The organism is Streptomyces sp. SCA2-17 (assembly GCF_044336695.1).
Genome location: NZ_CP117521.1, coordinates 6,463,041 through 6,482,721, shown reverse-complemented (window position 1 = coordinate 6,482,721; position 19,681 = coordinate 6,463,041). Strand labels below are relative to the sequence as shown.

At 72.8% G+C, this 19,681-nt stretch carries 24 protein-coding genes; 12 read left to right on the top strand and 12 right to left on the bottom strand.

Annotation, left to right across the window (positions count from 1 at the left end; all coding sequences use genetic code 11):
• Positions 1 to 69: 69 nt before the first annotated feature.
• Positions 70 to 549: a MarR family winged helix-turn-helix transcriptional regulator gene (locus tag PS271_RS28800; RefSeq protein ID WP_398385923.1), complete on the bottom strand. Its 480-nt coding sequence runs from the start codon at positions 547 to 549 to the stop codon at positions 70 to 72.
• A gap of 119 nt (positions 550 to 668) precedes the next feature.
• Here PS271_RS28800 and PS271_RS28795 point away from each other — a divergent pair, with 119 nt between their 5' ends.
• Together PS271_RS28795 and PS271_RS28790 are read left to right on the top strand one after the other, a co-directional pair.
• Positions 669 to 1,079 (top strand): organic hydroperoxide resistance protein, encoded by a 411-nt coding sequence (locus PS271_RS28795; RefSeq protein ID WP_367133259.1) that lies wholly within the window; start codon positions 669 to 671, stop codon positions 1,077 to 1,079.
• 131 nt (positions 1,080 to 1,210) lie between these two features.
• Positions 1,211 to 2,035: a protein kinase family protein gene (locus tag PS271_RS28790; RefSeq protein WP_398385921.1), complete on the top strand. Its 825-nt coding sequence runs from the start codon at positions 1,211 to 1,213 to the stop codon at positions 2,033 to 2,035.
• Here the strand turns inward: PS271_RS28790 and PS271_RS28785 are convergent.
• A complete protein-coding gene (locus tag PS271_RS28785) occupies positions 2,030 to 3,583 on the bottom strand; it encodes an alpha/beta hydrolase (RefSeq protein ID WP_398385919.1) in 1,554 nt (517 codons plus the stop codon). The genes PS271_RS28790 and PS271_RS28785 overlap by 6 nt on opposite strands.
• Before the next feature lie 132 nt (positions 3,584 to 3,715).
• Between PS271_RS28785 and PS271_RS28780 the strand changes: the two genes are divergently transcribed.
• Positions 3,716 to 4,627 carry a helix-turn-helix domain-containing protein gene (locus PS271_RS28780; RefSeq protein WP_398385917.1) on the top strand — a complete coding sequence of 304 codons (912 nt, stop codon included), beginning with the start codon at positions 3,716 to 3,718 and terminating at the stop codon, positions 4,625 to 4,627.
• A 166-nt stretch (positions 4,628 to 4,793) separates the two neighbouring features.
• Positions 4,794 to 5,054 (top strand): hypothetical protein, encoded by a 261-nt coding sequence (locus tag PS271_RS28775; protein ID WP_398385916.1) that lies wholly within the window; start codon positions 4,794 to 4,796, stop codon positions 5,052 to 5,054.
• A 45-nt stretch (positions 5,055 to 5,099) separates the two neighbouring features.
• Here the strand turns inward: PS271_RS28775 and PS271_RS28770 are convergent, their stop codons facing one another.
• Positions 5,100 to 5,654 (bottom strand): NADPH-dependent FMN reductase, encoded by a 555-nt coding sequence (locus PS271_RS28770; protein ID WP_398385914.1) that lies wholly within the window; start codon positions 5,652 to 5,654, stop codon positions 5,100 to 5,102.
• A 116-nt stretch (positions 5,655 to 5,770) separates the two neighbouring features.
• On the opposite strand from PS271_RS28770, the gene PS271_RS28765 reads away from it, so the two are divergent.
• Positions 5,771 to 6,457 carry a TetR/AcrR family transcriptional regulator gene (locus PS271_RS28765; RefSeq protein ID WP_398385913.1) on the top strand — a complete coding sequence of 229 codons (687 nt, stop codon included), beginning with the start codon at positions 5,771 to 5,773 and terminating at the stop codon, positions 6,455 to 6,457.
• 41 nt (positions 6,458 to 6,498) lie between these two features.
• Here the strand turns inward: PS271_RS28765 and PS271_RS28760 are convergent, their stop codons facing one another.
• The 5 genes from PS271_RS28760 to PS271_RS28740 form a co-directional block, all read right to left on the bottom strand.
• On the bottom strand, positions 6,499 to 7,527 hold the full coding sequence (locus tag PS271_RS28760) for a questin oxidase family protein (protein ID WP_398385912.1): 1,029 nt from the start codon (positions 7,525 to 7,527) through the stop codon (positions 6,499 to 6,501).
• A 94-nt stretch (positions 7,528 to 7,621) separates the two neighbouring features.
• Complete coding sequence (locus tag PS271_RS28755) at positions 7,622 to 8,233, bottom strand: GOLPH3/VPS74 family protein (RefSeq protein ID WP_398385910.1); 612 nt, start codon at positions 8,231 to 8,233, stop codon at positions 7,622 to 7,624.
• 140 nt (positions 8,234 to 8,373) lie between these two features.
• Positions 8,374 to 8,610 carry a metallothionein gene (locus PS271_RS28750; protein ID WP_120756121.1) on the bottom strand — a complete coding sequence of 79 codons (237 nt, stop codon included), beginning with the start codon at positions 8,608 to 8,610 and terminating at the stop codon, positions 8,374 to 8,376.
• A gap of 114 nt (positions 8,611 to 8,724) precedes the next feature.
• Positions 8,725 to 8,997 carry an SCO5918 family protein gene (locus tag PS271_RS28745; protein ID WP_398385909.1) on the bottom strand — a complete coding sequence of 91 codons (273 nt, stop codon included), beginning with the start codon at positions 8,995 to 8,997 and terminating at the stop codon, positions 8,725 to 8,727.
• A gap of 177 nt (positions 8,998 to 9,174) precedes the next feature.
• A complete protein-coding gene (locus tag PS271_RS28740; protein WP_120756123.1) occupies positions 9,175 to 9,378 on the bottom strand; it encodes a cold-shock protein in 204 nt (67 codons plus the stop codon).
• Positions 9,379 to 9,742: 364 nt separating this feature from the next.
• Between PS271_RS28740 and PS271_RS28735 the strand changes: the two genes are divergently transcribed.
• From PS271_RS28735 to PS271_RS28725, 3 genes are all read left to right on the top strand, one after another.
• Entirely contained in the window at positions 9,743 to 9,994 is a 252-nt protein-coding gene (locus PS271_RS28735) for a hypothetical protein (RefSeq protein ID WP_120756124.1), read from the top strand.
• A 99-nt stretch (positions 9,995 to 10,093) separates the two neighbouring features.
• Positions 10,094 to 10,567, top strand: a complete 474-nt coding sequence (locus PS271_RS28730; RefSeq protein ID WP_398385907.1) for a hypothetical protein — start codon at positions 10,094 to 10,096, stop codon at positions 10,565 to 10,567.
• Between the two features lie 80 nt (positions 10,568 to 10,647).
• Positions 10,648 to 10,998 (top strand): hypothetical protein, encoded by a 351-nt coding sequence (locus tag PS271_RS28725; RefSeq protein WP_398385906.1) that lies wholly within the window; start codon positions 10,648 to 10,650, stop codon positions 10,996 to 10,998.
• 13 nt (positions 10,999 to 11,011) lie between these two features.
• Here the strand turns inward: PS271_RS28725 and PS271_RS28720 are convergent, their stop codons facing one another.
• Together PS271_RS28720 and PS271_RS28715 are read right to left on the bottom strand one after the other, a co-directional pair.
• Positions 11,012 to 11,428, bottom strand: a complete 417-nt coding sequence (locus PS271_RS28720; protein ID WP_120756395.1) for a VOC family protein — start codon at positions 11,426 to 11,428, stop codon at positions 11,012 to 11,014.
• Between the two features lie 10 nt (positions 11,429 to 11,438).
• On the bottom strand, positions 11,439 to 11,909 hold the full coding sequence (locus PS271_RS28715) for a helix-turn-helix transcriptional regulator (RefSeq protein ID WP_398387105.1): 471 nt from the start codon (positions 11,907 to 11,909) through the stop codon (positions 11,439 to 11,441).
• Between the two features lie 198 nt (positions 11,910 to 12,107).
• Between PS271_RS28715 and PS271_RS28710 the strand changes: the two genes are divergently transcribed.
• The gene (locus tag PS271_RS28710; protein ID WP_398385904.1) at positions 12,108 to 13,547 is read left to right on the top strand and encodes a Gfo/Idh/MocA family protein; all 1,440 of its coding nucleotides are present in this window, start codon (positions 12,108 to 12,110) and stop codon (positions 13,545 to 13,547) included.
• A gap of 109 nt (positions 13,548 to 13,656) precedes the next feature.
• Here the strand turns inward: PS271_RS28710 and PS271_RS28705 are convergent, their stop codons facing one another.
• Positions 13,657 to 15,144 carry an amino acid permease gene (locus tag PS271_RS28705; RefSeq protein WP_398385903.1) on the bottom strand — a complete coding sequence of 496 codons (1,488 nt, stop codon included), beginning with the start codon at positions 15,142 to 15,144 and terminating at the stop codon, positions 13,657 to 13,659.
• An 836-nt stretch (positions 15,145 to 15,980) separates the two neighbouring features.
• On the opposite strand from PS271_RS28705, the gene PS271_RS28700 reads away from it, so the two are divergent.
• From PS271_RS28700 to PS271_RS28690, 3 genes are all read left to right on the top strand, one after another.
• Entirely contained in the window at positions 15,981 to 16,229 is a 249-nt protein-coding gene (locus tag PS271_RS28700) for a dsRBD fold-containing protein (protein WP_356286448.1), read from the top strand.
• A gap of 432 nt (positions 16,230 to 16,661) precedes the next feature.
• The gene (locus PS271_RS28695; RefSeq protein ID WP_398385901.1) at positions 16,662 to 17,531 is read left to right on the top strand and encodes an isocitrate lyase/PEP mutase family protein; all 870 of its coding nucleotides are present in this window, start codon (positions 16,662 to 16,664) and stop codon (positions 17,529 to 17,531) included.
• Positions 17,532 to 17,741: 210 nt separating this feature from the next.
• Positions 17,742 to 18,476, top strand: a complete 735-nt coding sequence (locus PS271_RS28690; protein ID WP_398385900.1) for an AAA family ATPase — start codon at positions 17,742 to 17,744, stop codon at positions 18,474 to 18,476.
• Positions 18,477 to 18,500: 24 nt separating this feature from the next.
• Here PS271_RS28690 and PS271_RS28685 read toward each other — a convergent pair whose 3' ends face one another.
• A complete protein-coding gene (locus PS271_RS28685) occupies positions 18,501 to 19,631 on the bottom strand; it encodes a baeRF3 domain-containing protein (protein WP_398385899.1) in 1,131 nt (376 codons plus the stop codon).
• Positions 19,632 to 19,681: the final 50 nt, after the last annotated feature.

Here is a 19,681-nt window from a genome sequence, read left to right as displayed (position 1 = left end):
TGATCCTTACGAACCGGGCACGGCGCGGCCGGGCCCGCGCGTCGCAGGTGAGCGGCCAGGCGGGCCGGGTCAGCGCTCCCCCGCCTGCGCCGCGTCGAGGCTCTCGGTGAGCCGCTCCAGGAGCCCGCGCAGAGTGCGGGCGTCCTCAAGCGACAGGCCCGACGCGGCGGCGATGCTGCGCGGCACCGGCAGGGCGCGCTCGCGCAGCCCCTCACCGGCTTCCGTGACGCGGACGACGACCGAGCGCTCGTCCTCCGCGCTGCGCTCGCGTGCCACGAGGCCGGCCGATTCGAGCCGCTTGAGCAGCGGGGAGAGGGTGCCGGAGTCGAGCCTCAGCCGCTCGCCGATGGCCTTGACCGGCTGGGGGTCGGGCTCCTCCCACAGGACCAGCATCGCGAGGTACTGGGGGTAGGTGAGGCCGAGGTCCTTGAGGGCGTCGCGGTAGACGCCGCCGAAGGCGCGGGCCGCGGCGTGCAGCGAGAAGCAGATCTGGTGGTCGAGGCGGAGCAGCTCCGCGTCGTCCGGGAGGGGAGGGTGCGGAGCGGTCATGGCCCAAGACTAACCCGCACCACGATTAAGTTGTGCACAACTAAGTTGTGTGCAATGCTCATGGCTGTGCGAAGGCGCCGCCCGCCCCGCACAGGAACCTGCCGAACGAAGGAGCTCCCATGGATGCGCTGTACACCGCTGTCGCCACCGCCAACGGCCGCGAAGGCCGCGCCGTGAGCTCGGACGGGCAGCTCGACCTCGCCCTGGCCATGCCCCCGGCGCTCGGCGGCAACGGCCAGGGCACCAACCCCGAGCAGCTCTTCGCCGCCGGCTACGCGGCCTGCTTCGCGAGCGCGCTCGGACTGGTCGGCCGCGAGGCGAAGGTCGACACGAAGGACGTCTCCGTCGCCGCCGAGGTCTCCATCGGGAAGGACGACACCGGCTTCGGCCTGTCCGTCGTCCTCCGCGTCGAACTCCCCGACACCCTCGCCGGCGAGACGGGCACCCGCCTCGTGGAGCAGGCCCACCAGGTCTGCCCGTATTCGAAGGCCACGCGGGGCAACATCTCCGTCGAGCTCGTCGTCGAGTAGGCCCGGAACGGCGCGGCCCCTCCCCCACGCGGCGGGGCCGCACCCGTCCCCGGCCACCAGCGCAACGGCGACGCCGCAACGACGCCACAGCAACACCCGAAGCCGCGCCCCGAAGGTGGCACGATGACGGCATGCCCCCTCACCCGTTACTGGACTGCTCCCGGACCTCATCCGTATCGATCGAGGCCCATCTCGACCGGATCGGAAGGATCTTCGCTGCCTTCCGGGGACAGGACTCAGGGTGCGTGTCCTACGGCGTCCGTCTCGCCGACGGTGAGCGCTGGTTCGTCAAAGAAGCCGTCACCCGCGACGCGCGGCGGTCCCTCGACCGGGCCTGGGCCTTCCACCGGGCCGTACAGCACCCGGCGATCGTGCCGCAGGTGCACCGCATCGCCCTACGGGACGGCTGGGCGGTGGTCATGCCGTGGCGCGACGGCGAGGTCCTCTACCATCCCGCCGTCCACGGATCCGCGGGCCGCACCGCCCCCGGCAGCGCCACGGCACGTTTCCGGGCGCTGCCCCTCCCCCTCGTCGTGCGCGCCTTCGAGCGGATCCTGAGCGCCCACCTCGCGGTGGAGGACGCAGGCCACGTCGCCGTGGACTTCTACGACGGCTCCCTGCTGTACGACTTCGCCGCCCGCACCATCCACCTCGTCGACATGGACGAATACCGTCCGGGCCCGTTCGTCCTGGAGGAGGAGCGGCTGCCGGGCTCCACGCGGTTCATGGCGCCCGAGGAGTTCGCGCGCGGGGCCGTCATCGACATCCGCACCACCGTGTTCACTCTCGGGCGCGCCGCCCGCCTGCTCCTCGGCTCCGGTGACTGCGAACGCGCCTGGCGGGGCGGGCCCGCTCGGCTCACCGTCGTAGAACGGGCCACCCGGGCCGAGCCCGGGCAGCGGTTCGCGTCGGTCAGCGACTTCGACCGCGCCTGGCGCGCCGCCGGCGCGTCATGAAGCGCGCAGGTGCCCCAGGACGGACCGCATCGCGCGTTCCACGGCGCCGCGCGCCTGCTCGGTGCGGTCAGCCGTGTCGAAGCCGTGGCGGCCGTCCGGCACGTCGATCACCTCGACCGCGGCCCCGCAGTCCCCGGCGGCCGTGAGGAACTCCTCGACGGTCGCCGCGAGCTCCGCGAACTCCCGGCCCGCCCGGGTCAGTACGACCGGCAAGGACCCGGCCGCGCGCACCGCATCCGCGGGCCGGAAGCGCGACCCGGCCAGCCCCCAGTTCGCCAGCGGGACGAGGACGGGGTACGTCGCCGCCACGCACCTCAGCCACGGCGGGGGCGCGGCCAGCCAGTCCGCCGACAACAACGCTCCGCCGGAGAAGAACCACAGCGCGACCCGCTCCCCGTCGACGCGCGGGTCGGCCCGTACGCGTTCGACCGCCGCGGCGACGTCCTCGGCGGCGCGCTCGTAGTCGGTGAGGTCGTGCAGCCGATGGTCCACCGTCGCCCCGACCGCCCCCAGGCTCGCCGCGTACTGCGCGTAGCCCGTGTAGAGCGGCCAGTCGCGCGGCGTCGGCCGCACGTCGGCGGGGACCGGTCCGCCGTGGACGAAGACCACCGCGGGGCGGGGGCCGCCGGCCTCGGGCAGGTGGAGATCGACCCGCCCCGCGCGCTCGCGGCGCTGCTCCGGTACGTCCAGGAGGAAGGGCCGCAGATGGGACGGCGGTTCGTCCGCCGGCTCCGCGGACAGCCGGTGTCCTTCGTCCGCGGCGGCGCGGAGGAGGATTTCGGCCAGCTCTCCAGGGGCGGAGAGCATCGGCCAGTGCCCGGTGCCGAGTTCGAAGAAGCCGACCCGCGGGTGGACGAGCTCCAGGAGGCCCGGGTCCCCCATCCTCACGAGCGACTCGACCAGGGCGATGCCGGCTCCGCCGGCGGTGCAGAGGATGCCGGTCGTCGGCAGTTCGGAGACCGCCCCGCCCGGCGCATGCAGCGGCCGGGTGAGCGTGGCCAGGGGCTGCGGGGCGGCGAGGCCGGTCAGCCGGTCCAGCGCGTCCTGGGGGATGCCGGCGAGGCTGCCCCACCGCTCCCACTCGGCGGGCGCCGGCGGGGAGAGCCGCCCGTCGGCCCCGGCCCCGGGCTCCCCCGCCCGCTTCCGCACGGCGTCCCGGAGCGTCTGATCCGGTATCAGTTCGAGGGCCGGGGCGCCGTCCTGAGGCACGGTCGTGTCCACGTAGACGACCCGGGCGACCCGTCCCGGGCGCCGGGCGGCGGCGCCGAGTGCCGGGTGGACGCCGTAGCAGTGGCCGACCAGCACCACTTCGGGCGCGCCGCTCCCGTCACTCTCATTGATCTCGTCGATCAGCCGCACCACGTCTTCGATGTGTGTGTCCAGGTCGATGCCGGTACGGGTGTCCGCGCCCGCCTCGTCGCCGCCACCGCCCATACCCGTCAGTGTTACGGGACGGGCCTCGGCGCCCGCCTCCCGCAGCCGGGCGGCCACGTCCTCCCAGATCCAGCCGCCGGTGTGGGCACCCGGCACCAGGACGAATGTCGTCACGCTCTCCTCCTCGCAGGCCGTCGTGCGGCCTCGTACGCCTCGGTCCGCAGGCCCGGCCCGCCGGGCCGTCCGCGCTCGCCGGTACGGTAAAAGCTCCAGCTGGGGGAGGTTCAAGCCGTGTCACCTGACGGCATGTGGAGCATCGGAGAGCTCGCCGAGCACGCGGGCGTCACCGTCAAGACCGTCCGCTTCTACTCGGACCGCGGCCTGCTGCCCGAGGCGGGCCGCAGCGCCGGAGGCCACCGGCGGTACGGCCCCGAGGCCCTCGACCGGCTGCGCCTGATCCGCTCCCTGCGCACCCTCGACCTGCCGGTCCCGGACGTGGGCCGGGTCCTGGACTCCGAGGACGCCCTGGAGGACGTCGTCGCGGGGCAGTTGCGGGAGCTCGGCACGCAACTGGCCGCCCTGCGCTGGCGGGAGGCCGCCCTTCAGCTCGTACGGGACTGCCCGGCGGGCGAGCGCGCCGACCGGCTGCGCCTGATCGGCGCCGTGTCCGCCCCGCCCAGCACGGCCGCGCTGGCCCGGTTCTGGCGCCGCTGGCTGCCGCCGCGGCTTCCGGCGCGGGTGCTGTCCGCGGTCGTCGACCAGGCAGTGCCGGCGCCGCCCGCGGACCCGACCCCGGCGCAGGTCCTGGCCTTCGCCCGGCTGCACGCCCTCGTCTCGGGCCCGTGCACCGGAGCGTCCGACGTCAGCAACTGGCAGCCCGCGGCGCACCGGACCGGAGGCGGCTACCGCCCGGCCATGCTCTACGAGGGCCTCGGCGAGGCGTATGCCCTGGCCTCGCCCGACCTGCGGGCGCAACGGCAGCCGTACGACGGCGAGGCGCTCGACTGCTTCGTCGCGGCCTACGCGCGCTCGCGCGGCACGCGCGACACCCCGGCCTTCCGCTGCGAGCTCAGCAGCCAGCTCGCCGCGGATCCCCGCATCGACCTCTACTGGCAGCTCGCCGCCGAGCTGTACGGCCCGGCGCAGCCGACTCCGGGCGCCGCCCACGACTGGCTCTGCGCCGCCCTGGACGCCGGAATCGCCCGTTCGGCGGTGTGAAGCGGCTTGCCGTCGCCCTCGGAGTGAAACCCCGCCCGGGAAACGTTTCCCGCCGTGCTCCGGCTCGTTGGCCCGTATGCACGAATCGCCATGCCCCGGTACGAGCCGGAATGAACCGGCATGAACCGGCATGAAAACGAGAAGGCGGAGGGAAACTGTGCGTCGTATGAGGATCCTGGCGGCCGCGGCCGTCGTGGTCGGCGCCTTGGCCGCACCCGCGGCGGCCGCGCAACCCGCGGCGCGACCGGCCCCGGCGGCCCCGCCCGCCGTGCACCTGCCGGCGGCGCACCCGCCTGCCGGCAAGCCGCCCTTCCCCTACGCGGACTGCATCAAGGCCACCCAGAAGCGCGGGGAGAGCAAGCGCTACGGCAAGTGGCACTGCGACCAGCTGGTCAAGAAGGGATGGGTCAGGCCCCCGAAGCGCTGACGGCGCGACGGGGGCCTGTGGGCCCGAGGCGGGCAGGGCGGCCGGTTACGCGGCGGCGCGGGCTCCGGCCAGGCTCTCGATGACCGCGGTCAGGCCGGTGGTGACCTCCGCGTCCTCGACGGGGTGCAGCTCGGCGAAGCGCGTCATGGAGCCGGGGATCGCGACCTTGGCGTGCTCCACCACCGTGCCGCCGGCAATGCCGACGGCCTTGCGGGCCTCGTCCTGCGCCCACACCCCGCCGTACTGGCCGAAGGCGGTGCCGACCACGGCGACCGGCTTCCCGGCGATCGCGCCGCCGCCGAACGGGCGCGACAGCCAGTCGATGGCGTTCTTCAGCGCGGCCGGCATGGTGCCGTTGTACTCGGGCGTGACCAGCAGGAGCGCGTCGGCGCGGGCCACGGCCTCGCGCAGCTCGACGGCGGCCGCGGGGACGCTCCCCTCGACGTCGATGTCCTCGTTGTAGAAGGGGACGTCGGCGAGGCCCTCGTAAATCTGGACGTCGGTGCCCTCGGGGGCGATCTTGACGGCCGCCTCGGCGAGGCGGCGGTTGTGGGACCCGGCGCGGAGGCTGCCGACGAGCGTGAGGATGCGGACGGACATGGTGATCTCCATAGGGGTGAGCGACAAGAGGGAAACCGGACCGGGGCCCTGTTTAAAGTTGTAGCACTTATCCGGACCGCGGTCCAGTTAGTTGTCCTACGCGCTACGCTGGTCCCATGACCGGCCTCCCCCCGCCCCCGCCCTGCCCGGACCCCGGCGGCCCCGAAGACGCCCCCGACAGCACCCGGGGCGACCGTCCGGGCCTCGCGCTCATCCCGATCGGCGAGGCTCCGCAGCTGCGAGCCGACGCGGCACGCAACCGCACGCGCCTGCTGGAGGCCGCGTCACAGCTGACGGCCCGGTGCGGGGTTGCGAGCCTGACCATGGAGGCCGTGGCCGCGGCGGCCGGTGTCGGCAAGGGCACCGTCTTCCGGCGCTTCGGCGACCGCACCGGCCTCCTGCTGGCGCTCCTGGACCACCGCGAAGAGCAGCTCCAGGCGGCCTTCATCTCGGGCCCGCCGCCCCTGGGCCCCGGCGCGCCCGCGGCGCAGCGCCTGCACGCCTTCGGGCCCGCCCTCATCCGCCACGAGCGGGACCACCACGACCTGATCCTGGCCACCCGGACCGACCCGCTGCGCGCCTACAGCGTCCCGGCCCGCCACTTGCGCCTCACGCACGTCGCCATGCTCCTGCGCGGGGCGGGCGTGGAGGGCGACGCCGAGCTCCTCGCGCACACGCTGCTGGGCTCCCTCGACACCGCCCTCGTCCACCACCTTTCCGTCGAGCGCGGCATGCCCCTCGACCGCCTGGACGCGGCCTGGCACGACCTCGTGACGCGGCTGGGAGCCGGCCCGGTCGTCTGAGCCTGCCGCGGTCCGCGCCGCACTCGCCTGACCGCCGGAGGTCAGGCGAGGGGCTCGCTGAGCTCGATCGCCCGCAGTGCGGCGGAGTGCGCCTGCTCGTCGGCGACGTCGAGGGCCGTGTCGGCGAACTTGATGACGTGTTCGTCGCCGTGCGCCACCGCGCGCTCCAGCACGTCCGCGGCGGCGACACCGCCCGAGGAGGCGTACGGGACGGCTTCCGCCGGGGCGTACATCGCCGTGACCGCGGCCGACGCCTTCCAGGCCGCGTGCAGGCTCGGCGCCCACAGGGGCCGCGGCAGCGCGGGGAGGGTGCGCAGAACAGCGCTGGGAGCCGTGGCCGCGTGCACGAGCATGGTCGCGTCGCCGTGGCCGTGGGTGGCGTAGCGGTGGGTCGCGGCGCGCACCAGCTCCGCGAGCCGGCGCCGGGCCGTGTCCGGGTCGGTGACGTCACCGGCCCAGGCGGGCAGCCGCTCGACGCGGGCCAGTCGCGCCGGGAAGCCGCCCTCGGCGGCCGGGACCGGGGGTACGGCGTGCAGGCTCGCGGCGGCGTGCGGCCGGCCGGGGAGCCAGGTGATGCCGGTGAGCGGGTGGTGGCGGGCGGCCCAGTAACCGAGCGCGTGGGCGAGTTCGGTCAGCCGGGGCTCGCTCTCGCCGTCGCGGAGCAGGGCGCGTACGGCGTGGCCGACGCGGATCACGGGATGGGTCGATCCTCCGTACATGCCCGGCAGCAAACGGGGCCACCACGTCGCGAGCACGCTCTGCCGGCCGTGTTCGGAGAGCGCGCGGCCGAAGTAGGCGATCCAGTCGGCCGCCCGGCGCGGGTCGCCGAGCGCGCCGGGCCAGTCGGCGTCCGTGACGGGTGCGACGGCGGCCGGGAACTCCTCCAGCCGCTCCTCGTAGAGATCGAGCCAGCGGTGCACCGCGTCCGGGCGGCCGTGGGCGACGAGCGCCTCGACCACCATGGGGGCGTGGTTGGTGAGCCGCCCGAGCCGCTCCGGGCCCGAGGCGTGCAGCCGCTGGAACGCTTCGTCGAGCACGCCGCTCGTGTCCGGGGTGTCCGTAGTGTCCATACGGGGCACGCTAGGCGCGGTCGCCGGCCGCCGTATCGGCCCGTGGGACCACGTCGGGCGGCGCGCCGGTCCTAGGCCGGACGGCCAGGTTCTTTCAGGGGCCCCGCCAGATGTTGTCGAAGGCCGCCTGCTCGATGGTCCGCCGCTGCCGTACGGCCTCCAGGTCGAGCAGCGCGTCATTGACCGCGGCGAGCACGGTCTCGGCCTCGTCACCGGCCTCGACCGGCGCCTCCCCGTCCGCGCCGCTCTCGCCGCGGATCCCGACGGCCGTCGCGAGGCCGGCGAGCACGGGCTCGTCCGCCGCCAGGCGGTCCTCGGCGAGGCGGTGGTCGGCGGAATCGGCCGGGACCGCCCGGCCGGACCGGAACGGCATCCAGCGGCTGCCTCGCCGCGTCAGCTGCCCGTCCGCCTCCAGGGCGCCCAGGTAGACCGCCGCGAGGCCGCGGCCCCTGCGCCACAGCCAGTCGCCGACCGGCTCATAGGGCGCTTCCCGGACGAGCGACGCCGCGGCCTCGCCCAGCACACGATCCGCCGGAGCTGCCGGAGCGCCGGGCACGAGGCGGTCGCCGTCCAGGATGACGGCCCCGGCGGCCAGGAGGTCGATCACCTCCGCTCCCGCCAGCGCGAGCGAGAGATCGCCCGGCTCCACGGGGTGCGTCGACGCCGCGTCCATGGCGGTCATCATCAAGTCCCGTGCTGTGGTCATCAAAGACTCCACGTGGGCCGCCGGCGAATACTCCGCCCCCGAGCCTACGGAGCAACCCCGGCCCCTGCACCCCGTTCCGCCCCGGACACCGGCCGCCGCCTCCACCCAGGCGCCGGTCGTCGACCCGGTGGCCGTGCCCGTCAGACGCGGTCCACGATTCCCACCTTGCCCTCGGAGCGTGCGCAGTGGGCTCCGCAGTACCAGTGGCCGTCCGCTTCGACGCCCTGGCCGATGATTTTGACCCGGCAGTGCTCGCAGACGGGGGCCATCTTGTGGATGGCGCAGGTGAAGGAATCGAAGACGTGACGCGAACCGTCCCGGGTCTCCACGGAGAACGCCAGGTCGTAGTCGTTACCGCAAACCTCGCAACGTGCCATGAGCCGCATGCTCCGCGGGGAGGGGACCCGGGGCAAGGCTATGGCGGGCGGGTCGGCGGGGCTGCACCCGGCCGGCGGAACCGGCCGGCCGCGGGGCAGGGCTCGTGGGGTCGCTCAGAGCAGGCTTCCGGGCACGGGGCCGGCCGGCTCGGAGGGCACCGAGCGGCAGGTGAAGCCCAGCCGGGTCAGCGCACGGGTGACCTCGTCGGCGGTGAAATCACGCCGGTCCTGCCGGGTGATCACCTGCCCGACCTGCTTGACGGGATACGTGCGGCGGCCGATGGCCACGCAGGCACCCACGGCGGGCTCAGGCGCAACGCCCTTCATCATCTGCTCGACCTCGCTCTTGACGAGATCGAAGGGGAAACGGGCGATAACGCAGCGCATAGTGCCTCGACGAGGTGGGAGGGAAACCCGGGGGCGGGATGCCGGCCGGCGCGTATCGAAAGAATTCCCCGGCGGCCACGGGCCGCCTGCCGGAATGGAGCGGAAAAGCAACGAGCCGGGGCCCGCACCCCAAGGTGCGGGCCCCGGCTGCGTTCAGCACACGTCAGGCGACGGGCGTCAGGCGGGGAGGATGTTCTCCGCCTGGGGGCCCTTCTGGCCCTGGGTGACGTCGAAGGTCACCTTCTGGCCCTCCTGGAGCTCACGGAAGCCCTGGGTGGCGATGTTCGAGTAGTGGGCGAAGACGTCGGCGCCGCCGCCGTCCTGGGCGATGAAGCCGAAGCCCTTTTCAGCGTTGAACCACTTCACGATGCCGGTAGCCATATTAATCTCCTTCGGGGCATTACCCGGGGTCCACACTGTGCGGACCCCGCATCGCCGCGATGATTGCCCTGTCCGGAAATGGAAAAGCCGGAAATACAAAAAGTGCCATCATCGACTGGAGGCCGACCGATGAACACTTGCAAGTCTTTGGGAACCACAACTGCAACTGAAAAGACAGTAGCACGGAACCCCCGCCGGTGGGGCGGAAAAATTTTTCGCCCCACGGTCGAGTGAAAAATCATCTCTACGCCGGGATTTTCCGCGAAGGCCCCCCGGACCGGGCGACGGTCCTGCCGGCATCAACACCCCTGTGCTCGCCATGCGTTTCATGTGTTTTCCGGGGGTTGCGTGTCGGTTCGTCCCCATGGTCGTTCTGCAAGACATGAAGAACCGCATCGTGACGCGTATCGCTGTGGGATCGGCCCTCCTGGTGTGCGGCGCCGTCTCCGCATCCGGCACCGCCCAGGCCGCCGGCGGGGGCGGGCTCAGCCCGCGGCCGCTGATGAACCGGCTGGCCCACCTCGCCGACGTCGAGGAATCTCCCGTGGGCGACACCGTCTCCTTCGTCAACGAGAAGCTCCCCAAGGAGGCCTCCAGCCGCATTTCCCTCCGGTGACACCCGACGAGCCGGCGACCGCGGTGCCGGGGCCCCGGCACCGCACCGCCCGCACCGCCCGCACCGCCCGCAGCGAACCCGTAGGGCGATAATCCCCGGGTGGCTTCCCTCGACGAGCACCTGACCGGCCAGTGGTGCAGCGCCCCTTTCGACGCGGGCGCGATGGAGACGAGCGAGCTCGTGCTCCTGGCCGACGGCCGCGGATGGAGCCGTTTCGACAGCATCAGCGGCGAGCTGAGCATCGGCCGGTTCGCCTGGTGCCGGCCCTCCCCCGGCCTGCTCGAACTGGGCTACACCTGGCGGGTCAACGGCCGGTGGAGCCCCTCCGGGGACGGGTTCGAGAGCGTGGACGACAGCGGCCCGGACGGCGAGCTGATCCGCACCGCGTACCGCATCGGCACGGAGCGGCCGCCGCTCTCCGGCGCGCCGGTGACCGCGCTGCGGCTCGACGTCCCGGTCGAGTGCGCCGGAGCTTTCGCCCGCGGACGCCGGATCATGACTCCCGCCGATGATCCTTCGTCAGCGGCGGCCCCGTACGCACCGCCCGTCCATCCCGCCTCACCCGTACGCTGACCATCGCACCAAACCCTCCCCCGGGCGCCCGCAACGGCCCTACGGTAGGCGGTCGCCACCGCCGAAGGAGGGGAACGTCCGTGGACAAGGACCAGCGCGCCCGCATCGTCGCCCGGGTCACGGAGGAGCGCGAGCGCCTGCGCCCGCTCCAGCCGGAGATGACCCGCACCGTCATCGAACTCCTGCGCCGCACCGTGGCGGAGAAGGAGCCGGGCGTCGTGCCGTGGGTGAACCTGGCCACCATCAAGGCCATCCAGGCCGAGCACGGCACGGACGGCATCCTGGCACTGGCCCTGTCCCTGGGGAACTGGGCCGCCGCGGTGGCCCAGGACTTCGCCCGCACGACCGGGCGCACCGCGGAGCAGCTCATGGATTTCTACGAGACGCAGTTCTTCGAGGACGACGACCCGTCCGACGACGACGCGTCCTGAGCGGGCGGCGGGCTCACGCGGCGCGGCGCTGGGCGAAGCGCAGCATGTTGCCCGCGGGGTCGCGGAAGGCGCAGTCGCGGACCCCGTACGGCTGGTCGATCGGCTCCTGGAGCACCTCGGCGCCCGAGGCCCGGATGCGTTCGAAGGCGGCGTCGCAGTCGTCGGTCGAGAAGATCACGCCGCGCAGCATGCCCTTGGCGAGCAGCTCCGCCATGGCCTGCTTGTCGGCCGGGGAGGCGTTGGGGTTGGCGGCGGGCGGTTCGAGCACGATCTCCACGTCGGGCTGCGAGGGGGCGCCGACCGTCACCCAGCGCATGCCCTCGAAGCCGACGTCGTTGCGCACCTCGAAGCCGAGCGCGTCCCGGTAGAAGGCGAGTGCCTTGTCGTGGTCGTCGACGGCGATGAAGCACTGTGAAAGCTTGATGTCCATGCAGCTCACGCTACGGGCGGGCCGCGTGCTGCGCTTCTCCGATCCTGACCGGTTCCGCGTTCCTCGCCGGTCTCGCGTCCCCCACCGGTTCCGCGTTCCTGACCGGCCGCGTGAAGATCTTGGCGACGCAGGCGGGTACGGCCGCGCCCTGCTCGTGCGGGCGCGCCCGGTACGCGCTCGGGCTCTCGCCCACCAGCTCGGTGAACCGCGAGCTGAACGACCCCAGTGAGGTGCATCCGACCGCGAAGCAGACGTCCGTCACCGACAGGTCGCCGCGGCGGAGCAGGGCCTTGGCCCGCTCGATCCTGCGGGTCATGAGGTAGCTGTACGGGGTCTCGCCGAAGGCGGCGCGGAAGCTGCGGGAGAAGTGGCCGGGCGACATGTGGGCCGAGCGGGCCAGCGCGGGCACGTCGAGGGGCTCCGCGTAGTCGCGGTCCATCGTGTCGCGCGCCCGGCGGAGCCGGACCAGGTCCGTCAGCATCACCTGACCAGCATCGCACGGCCGCCGGCGGCCGCGACGGCCGTGAGCGGGGCCCGGGGGAACGGCGGAATCTCGTCGCGCGAGCCCTCTTGCGTTGCCCCTGTCACAGCCGTCAGGGTCACTTACCGACGTCACGAAGTCAGCGAGGTTCACGTACGCGCCGCAGCTCACATCAGCCCCTTGTATCCAGGAGGACCGATGCACGAGTCAGCTCCGCAGAACCCCCGGCAGCCGGAGCCGGAGACACCCGGCCGCGCCCAGGACCCCGGTGTCAGCCGCCGCTTCCTCTTGAAGTCCGCCGGCGCCGCGGGCGCGGGGGTGGGGGTGGGCCTCGGCGCGGGTTCGGCCCAGGCCGCCACCGCAGCGGCAGCACCCGCCGCGGCGGTCCCGCGGCGGCAGGGCGCGAGCATGATCGGGGTGCCGTTCGAGCGGCGCGGCACCGTGCGGGTCGGGATCGTCGGGCTGGGCAACCGCGGCGCCTCGATGGCGGAGCTGTTCCTGGCGGTGCCCGGGGTCCGGGTGGTGGCGCTGTGCGACACAGTGCGGGCGAAGGCGGAGAAGGTCGCGGCCACGGTGAAGGCGGCGGGGCAGCCGGCTCCGGCGCTCTACACCAAGGGCGAGGACGACTACGCGCAGCTGTGCGGGCGCGGCGACGTGGACTTCGTGTACGTGGCCACGCCCTGGGAGTGGCACTTCCCGATGGCCGAGGCGGCCCTGACGGCCGGCAAGCACGTGGGGGTGGAGTGCCCCGCCGCCATGGAGCTGGATCAGCTGTGGCGGCTGGTGGACCTGTCCGAGCGGACGCGGCGGCACTGCATGCAGCTGGAGAACTGCTGCTACGGCAAGAACGAGATGCGCGTGCTGCGGATGGCGCACGCGGGGGTCTTCGGCGAGCTGCTGCACGGTGCGGGGGCGTACCTGCACGACCTGCGGGAGCTGATGTTCTCGCCGACGTACTACGAGGGCCCGTGGCGGCGGCAGTGGCACACCCGGCTGCGGGGGGACATCTATCCCACGCACGGTTTCGCGCCGGTGGCGAACTACATGGACGTCAACCGCGGGGACCGCGCGGTGCGGATCTCGACGGTGGGCTCCCCCGCCGCCGGGCTCGCCGCCTACCGCGCGCAGCACATGCCGCCGGGTGATCAGAGCTGGAAGGAGACGTACGTCGGGAGCGACCTGTCGGTGAGCCTGGTGCAGACGGCGAAGGGGCGGGTGATCCGCCTGGAGCACGGGGTCTCCAACCCGCACCCGTACAGCCGTGTGAACACGCTGGGCGGCACGAAGGGCGTGTTCGAGGACTATCCGCCGCGGATCTACCTGGAGCCGGAGATGTCCGGGGACGAGTGGGGGGACTTCGGGGCGTACGCGCAGTGGGACCACTGGCTGTGGAAGGAGCACGCGAACCCGCCCGGCGGGCACGGCGGCATGGACTACATCATGGTCTTCCGGCTCATGCAGTGCATGCAGCGGGGCCTGGTGCCGGACTTCGACGTCTACGACGCGGCCACGTGGAGCGCGCCCGTGCCGCTCAGCCACGCCTCCATCAGAGCGAAGGGGGCGCCGCAGGAGATCCCGGACTTCACTCGGGGGCAGTGGCGTGCGGGGCGGTCGGGCGTGGACTCGGTCAAACCGTAGGCGCCGGGCCCGGCCGAGCCGCAGACAGGGGGCCCGGGCCGAGCCGCAGGCACGCGCAGAGGCGCCCACCCCGGTCTTCCGGGGTGGGCGCCTCTCTTGCTTCATCCGGTCAGGACTGACCGGCCTCCGCACGGGCGAGCTCGTTCTCGCGCTGGATCTTCGCGACCCGGCCGCGGACGAGGTACCAGCCGCCGATCAGCATGGCCACGATGATCGGCAGGCACAGGACGGTGGTGCGCCCGGCGCCCGGCTCGGCCGCCATCAGACCCAGCACGCCGGCGAGGAAGAGCAGCGTGACGATCTGGGTGTACGGGGCCCAGGGCAGCTTGTAGCCGGGGCGGGTGACCCGGCCTTCCTTGGAGCGGCGGTAGAACAGCAGGGAGCAGACCATGATCATGCCCCAGGTGCCGATGATGCCGATGGCGGCGAAGTTCAGCACGATCTCGAAGGCGTCCGCCGGGACGACGAAGTTCAGGCCGACGCCCAGCACGCAGAAGAACGCGGTGAGCAGGATGCCGCCGTAGGGGACCTGGCCCTTGTTCATCTTGCCGGTGAACTTCGGCGCCGAGCCCGACATGGCCATCGAGCGCAGGATGCGGCCGGTGGAGTAGAGGCCGGAGTTCAGGCTGGAGAGCGCCGCGGTGAGGACCACGAGGTTCATCACGCCGGCCGCGTACGGCACGCCGATCTTGGACAGGACGGTGACGAAGGGGCTCTCGCCGGCGTGGTAGGCGGCGTAGGGCAGCAGCACCGCGAGCAGGATGACGGAGCCGACGTAGAAGAGGCCGACGCGCCACATGATCGAGTTGATCGCCTTCGGCATGATCTTCTCGGGGTTCTTCGTCTCGCCCGCGGCGACGCCGCACAGCTCGACCGAGGCGTAGGCGAAGACGACGCCCTGGATGACCATCAGCATCGGCATCACGCCGGACGGGAAGATGCCGCCGTGGTCGACGATGTTGCTCAGACCCGGGGTGCCGTCGCCGACCTTGTGCTGGCTGGCCAGCAGGAAGATGCCGACGACCATGAAGGTGGAGATCGCGGCGACCTTGATGATCGCGAACCAGAACTCCATCTCACCGAAGTACTTCACCGAGATCAGGTTCACGGTGAGCACGACCGCGAGGGCGATCAGCGCGAGGACCCACTGGGGGATGTCGCTGAACATGCTCCAGTAGTGCGTGTACGTGGCGACCGCCGTGATGTCGGCGATGCCGGTGGTGGCCCAGTTCAGGAAGTAGAGCCAGCCCGCGGCGAAGGCGCCCTTCTCGCCCATGAACTCACGGGCGTAGGAGACGAAGGCGCCGGAGGACGGGCGGTAGAGGACGAGCTCGCCCAGGGCCCGGACGACGAAGAAGGCGAAGAGGCCGCAGACGGCGTACGCGATGAAGAGGGAGGGTCCCGCGCTCGCCAGGCGGCCGCCGGCACCGAGGAAGAGTCCGGTGCCGATCGCTCCACCAATGGCGATCATGTTGACGTGGCGGGACTTGAGGTCCTTGCTGTACCCGGCATCGCCGGCGTCCACGTGCGCGGAGGCCGCCGGCGCCGCCGTGGCGGCGGGCTGGGTTTCGGCCGCAGTGAGGGTGCGGTCACTCATGTGGTACTTCGCCTTCTTTGGAGGGGGCAGGACCGGGCCGTGGTGGTGCTGCGAGGGGGTGGGCCCGGTGACCCGGAGGGCCGGCCGGCGAAGCCGTTCCTCCGGGGGGTGGTGCGATGCCCGCCGGCCGTGAGCCGGGCATGTCCTCTCCACCGGCCGGGCGCGGGCGGCCCCGGGTGCGGGGTCGTCTGCGGCCGTGCAGGGGGGAGCGGGCACGAGGGTGCGTGGCCCGGGGCGGCGGAGCTGTTGCTGCCGTCCTGGGCGCCGCTGGGTCGGCGCGGGGAGGTCAGCCCTTTAAGGGCCGCCGCCGGCCGGATGTCGCCCGACGGGCCGGCCTGCCGTGGGACGCGTGCGCCCCGTGGCACGGCATGGCGCCGGGGCGCTGCTGCGCCTCGGTGCTCGGCCGGCTGTCGGTGGACTCCATGCCGTGAATGGTGTGAGGCGCGTAAGGGCGGCGTCAAGACTTCACAGAGAATTGATATTTCCGTCGGTAAGTGATCGATCAGTGCTGGTCAGAGCGGGGTGACAAGGGCATTTCCCGGACGGGCAAAGGGATTCGCGGGCCGGGAAAGGCAGGCTCGTACATGACCGTTTTCGCGCATTGCCCCTGTCCGGTGTGATCAAGGCCACAGCTGCGTGATCTTGCATTGTTTGCCCCGGGCGACACATGCCTTCTGCATTCATGGCTATTGCATTCATGCATCCCGCATACGGATGGGCGGGCAGCCGGACGGGTGGACCTGGGCCCGGCCCGAGCGCGGGGGCGCGGGCGCCCGAAGGGGGCGACTTACAGTGGCCGCCACAGAAAGCTGCAACACGGCGGAGGTGTTTTGCCCATGCAGGTCGCCGGCTGGCACGTAGAAATCGAATTCGACGAGGACGAATCCCGTACCCGGGCCGCCGCCCTCCTGCGACTGCGCGACGGCACCGAGCTCCGCGCCCGGACCAGCTCCACCCGGGACTCCCGCGACCCCAACGAGCCGCGCGTCGGCGAGGAGATCGCCGGCGCCCGCGCCCTGCGCGACCTCGCCGAGCAGCTGGAGCTCAAAGGCCGGGCCGAGGCCCGGAACCTCTCCAAGCAGTAGGCACCGGCACCGGCCCGGCCCGCGGCGGCCCGCCGCGACGTGATCCGACCCGCGGGATCCGGTCGATCCGCGGGCATATGCACGGGGGCCGGCCACGGGACCGGAAGGGGCCCCTCAACTGCGGGGCGAGTGCGGACCGGTGTGCCCCGCACGACGCTCCGGAGGCGCGGGTGGTCGGCGTGAAACCATCGCCGGCCACCCGCTTTTACCTTGCCTATATTGCTGCATGACTATCTCTTGACTAATCTCCCGAAGGCACCGACCGGCACCACCAGTAGCAGAGCACAGCAAAAATCCCTGGGGTACGCCTTCGCGCGGCGCACCCCAGGGACCTCCGGTCGGTCATCGTCTCCCGCAGCGGCTGCGGGCTTCCGTCAAAGACAGCAGCCGAAGCGGGCCCAACCGACGCCAAACCAGTCTTCGGAGGGTACCGTGAACCACCCCGCCCGGCTACGTGACGCCATCGCCGCGGACGGCACCACCCCCCTCATCGGCATCTTCGACATGTTCTCCGCCTCCGTCGCGGCCCAGCACTACGACGGCATGTTCGTCTCCGGCTTCGGCTTCGCGGCCTCCCACTACGGCCTTCCGGACATAGGTTTCATCGCCTGGCCCGACATCGTCGCCTTCGTGCAGCGGCTGCGCCTCGCCTTCCCCGCGCAGCACCTGCTCGTCGACATCGACGACGGCTACGTCGACCCCGAGACCGCCTGCCACGCCGTCCAGCAGCTGGAAGCCGCCGGCGCCTCCGGGGTGATCCTGGAAGACCAGCAGCGGCCGCGCCGCTGCGGGCACGTCGACGGCAAGCAGATCCTTCCCCTGCAGGAGTACCTGGACAAGCTGAACATGGTCCTCGACTCCCGCCGCGACCTCGTCGTCGTCGCCCGGACCGACGCCACGGAGGAGCAGGAGATCCTGCGGCGCGCCAAGGCCCTGGCCGCCACCGACGCGGACGTCCTGCTCGTCGACGGCGTCCGCAGCACCGACTGGATCCGCAAGGTCCGGGACGTCATCGGCGACAAGCCCCTCCTCTTCAACCAGATCGCGGGCGGCAAGTCGCCCCGGCTGTCGCTGCCGGAGCTGTCCGGGCTCGGCGTGGACGTGGCGATCTACAGCACCCCGTGCCTCTTCGCCGCGCAGTCGGCCATGGACGAGGCGCTGGCCGGGCTGAAGGCCCGGGACGGGCGGCTGCCCGAGCACACCCCCGACAGCATCGGCGTCGCCGAATGCCTGTCGCTGCTGGAGAAGAACATCAGCCGTCACCACGGCCGGGCCCTGACCGCCGCGCCCGGCGCCCACTGACCGCACCCCTTCCCCATCCGGCCCTCCGGGGCCGCCCGTGGCCGCGCCCCCATCCCCTCCGGCGCGGCCACGGGCCTGTTTTCCCGCCCGGTCCGGTGAACCAGCAGGGACATCCGGTGAACCGGCAGGGTGCGCCACGGCGTCTGAAGGACTGGCCCTGCTGCTCAAGGCGGCGGGCGCACAGCAGCCAAGGGCAGGGGACACCAGACCGTGAGCCGGACCGGCACGACAGACAGCAGCACTCCGGCGGGCATACCCGCCGGCGATCCGGCGGATCCCGCGGGCCCGGCGGCGCAGGCCGGGCCCGCGCCCGCGTCAGGGTTCCGCCCCAGGGGGCTGGTCGACCTGCGGGCGGCCGGCTGCCGGGCGCCGGAAGTGCTGTCGTATCCGGCGGGGTCGGTCGTCGTCGTGTCGGGGCTGCCCGGCAGCGGCAAGAGCACCCTCATGCGCCGTTGGTCGGCGGCGGCACCCGCCGTCGACCCGAGGGCCGCCCACGAGCGGTGGCAGGCTCGCATGCCGGACCGGCTGCCCTACGCGGTCTACCGGCCGTGCGCCCGGCTGGACCACTTCCTGCGGATCCGGGCCGCCGTACGCAGCGGGGAGCCCGTGCTGGTGCACGACTGCGGCAGCCGCCCGTGGATGCGGCGCTGGCTGGCCCGCGAGGCCGGCCTCCGGGGCCACGAACTGCACGTGGTGCTGCTGGACGTGGGCCCGGCACAGGCGCTGGAAGGGCAGCGTGTACGGGGCCGCCGGGTCAGCCGGCGCGTCTTCACCCGGCACGCGCACGGGCTGGGCCGGCTGCTCCGCGGGCTCGACGGCACCGCGGAGCCGGGCGGCGGGAGCAGGCCCGTGCCGCCGGACGTCGCGGAGGCCGCCTCGCTCGTGCTGCTGGGCACCACGACCCGCGAGCACGTCTCCGGCCTGGAGTTCCGGCCCGCCCGGTGACCCGGACCGCCTCGCCCTTCCGGTTCAGTACCGCAGGACCGCGGCGAGGCGGTGTTCCTCGGCCAGGGTGTCGTCGGGGACGAACTCGACGTCCGCGCCGCTGTCGAGCGCGCTCTCGACGATCTCGTCGACGGCGTCCTCGATGAGGGAGGCATCCGCGCTGAGCGGCTCCGCGGACTCCTCCACCAGCTGCGGGTGGCCGCCGTTGCCGTCGGTGCGGACGGTCGCCTGGTAGTGGTCCTCGACGGCCAGGAGGGCCACCCGGCCCTGCCGCACCGTCTGCCAGACCTCGTCGAGTCCGGAGGTGTAGCGGCGGGCCCCGCGCGCGTCGCTGAGCCTGCGCATCACCTCGCCCCGGCGCGCCTCGCGGCGCTCCTCGAAGGCCGGCCTGAGCACCTCCAGGAGCTCGTGGCCGCTCTTCGCGGTGCCGCTGCCGTTCTCGACCACGGCGGTGATCGCGCCCTGGTTGGGAAAGGCCTCCTTGAAGTGCGCGGTGAGCTCGCGCAGGCCCACGAGGTACAGGGGCCGGGGCTGCTTCTCGAGGACGCCCGCGAGCGCCCCGGCGACCGACCGCAAGTACTGCCGTTCGCGCTCGGCCTGGCCCTCTTCGCGGATGGGCGTGCCGTAGTTCTTGCCCGGCAGCGCGTCCACGTGGTCGGGCAGGGCCGGGTGCACGGGGAAGCCGTTGCCGGTGAACTCGGTGAGGAGCTCGCCCGCGCCGTCCCACAGGCGGCACTCCCCCTTGGTGACGGCCAGGGCCCAGTACGGCTCCTCCATCCGGGCGGCGGCCACGAGGTTGCGGGTGAGGAAGGTCTTCCCGACCACCACGCGCTGGGGCACCGAGCGCGGCAGGTACCAGACGTGGTGCTCGCCGGGGGCCGCGAGGATCAGCAGCCCGTCACTGGTGTGCGTCAGGTCCACCCCGGCGACGGCCGCGTCGAGCTGCCCCTCGACGTCCGACCGTACGGACCGGGAGACCCCGGCGTCCTCGGCGAGCCGGCGCTTGGCCTCGGCGACGGTGTTCCGCAGCCGGACGGGGTCCTCGGGGCTGTAGGGGGAACGCCGGGTCGTCGGCACGAGCAGCGAGACCGCCGGATAGGGCCGCTCTCCGCGCAGATCGCGGAGGATCTCGTCGGTCAGGTCGCCGATGTCCATGGGTGTTCTCCTACCGCCGCGGCCTCCGGGACCCTTACAGATCACCAGAA

Coding starts and splice junctions, on each gene's coding strand:
- PS271_RS28735 (WP_120756124.1), top strand. CDS start 9,743: ATGGTCGTTCTGCAAGACATGAAGAACCGCATCGTGACGCGTATCGCT.
- PS271_RS28685 (WP_398385899.1), bottom strand. CDS start 19,631: ATGGACATCGGCGACCTGACCGACGAGATCCTCCGCGATCTGCGCGGA.
- PS271_RS28780 (WP_398385917.1), top strand. CDS start 3,716: ATGTGGAGCATCGGAGAGCTCGCCGAGCACGCGGGCGTCACCGTCAAG.
- PS271_RS28765 (WP_398385913.1), top strand. CDS start 5,771: ATGACCGGCCTCCCCCCGCCCCCGCCCTGCCCGGACCCCGGCGGCCCC.
- PS271_RS28750 (WP_120756121.1), bottom strand. CDS start 8,610: ATGGCACGTTGCGAGGTTTGCGGTAACGACTACGACCTGGCGTTCTCC.
- PS271_RS28720 (WP_120756395.1), bottom strand. CDS start 11,428: ATGGACATCAAGCTTTCACAGTGCTTCATCGCCGTCGACGACCACGAC.
- PS271_RS28755 (WP_398385910.1), bottom strand. CDS start 8,233: ATGACCACAGCACGGGACTTGATGATGACCGCCATGGACGCGGCGTCG.
- PS271_RS28760 (WP_398385912.1), bottom strand. CDS start 7,527: ATGGACACTACGGACACCCCGGACACGAGCGGCGTGCTCGACGAAGCG.
- PS271_RS28795 (WP_367133259.1), top strand. CDS start 669: ATGGATGCGCTGTACACCGCTGTCGCCACCGCCAACGGCCGCGAAGGC.
- PS271_RS28775 (WP_398385916.1), top strand. CDS start 4,794: ATGAGGATCCTGGCGGCCGCGGCCGTCGTGGTCGGCGCCTTGGCCGCA.
- PS271_RS28705 (WP_398385903.1), bottom strand. CDS start 15,144: ATGAGTGACCGCACCCTCACTGCGGCCGAAACCCAGCCCGCCGCCACG.
- PS271_RS28745 (WP_398385909.1), bottom strand. CDS start 8,997: ATGCGCTGCGTTATCGCCCGTTTCCCCTTCGATCTCGTCAAGAGCGAG.
- PS271_RS28770 (WP_398385914.1), bottom strand. CDS start 5,654: ATGTCCGTCCGCATCCTCACGCTCGTCGGCAGCCTCCGCGCCGGGTCC.
- PS271_RS28790 (WP_398385921.1), top strand. CDS start 1,211: ATGCCCCCTCACCCGTTACTGGACTGCTCCCGGACCTCATCCGTATCG.
- PS271_RS28800 (WP_398385923.1), bottom strand. CDS start 549: ATGACCGCTCCGCACCCTCCCCTCCCGGACGACGCGGAGCTGCTCCGC.
- PS271_RS28710 (WP_398385904.1), top strand. CDS start 12,108: ATGCACGAGTCAGCTCCGCAGAACCCCCGGCAGCCGGAGCCGGAGACA.
- PS271_RS28715 (WP_398387105.1), bottom strand. CDS start 11,909: ATGCTGACGGACCTGGTCCGGCTCCGCCGGGCGCGCGACACGATGGAC.
- PS271_RS28740 (WP_120756123.1), bottom strand. CDS start 9,378: ATGGCTACCGGCATCGTGAAGTGGTTCAACGCTGAAAAGGGCTTCGGC.
- PS271_RS28700 (WP_356286448.1), top strand. CDS start 15,981: ATGCAGGTCGCCGGCTGGCACGTAGAAATCGAATTCGACGAGGACGAA.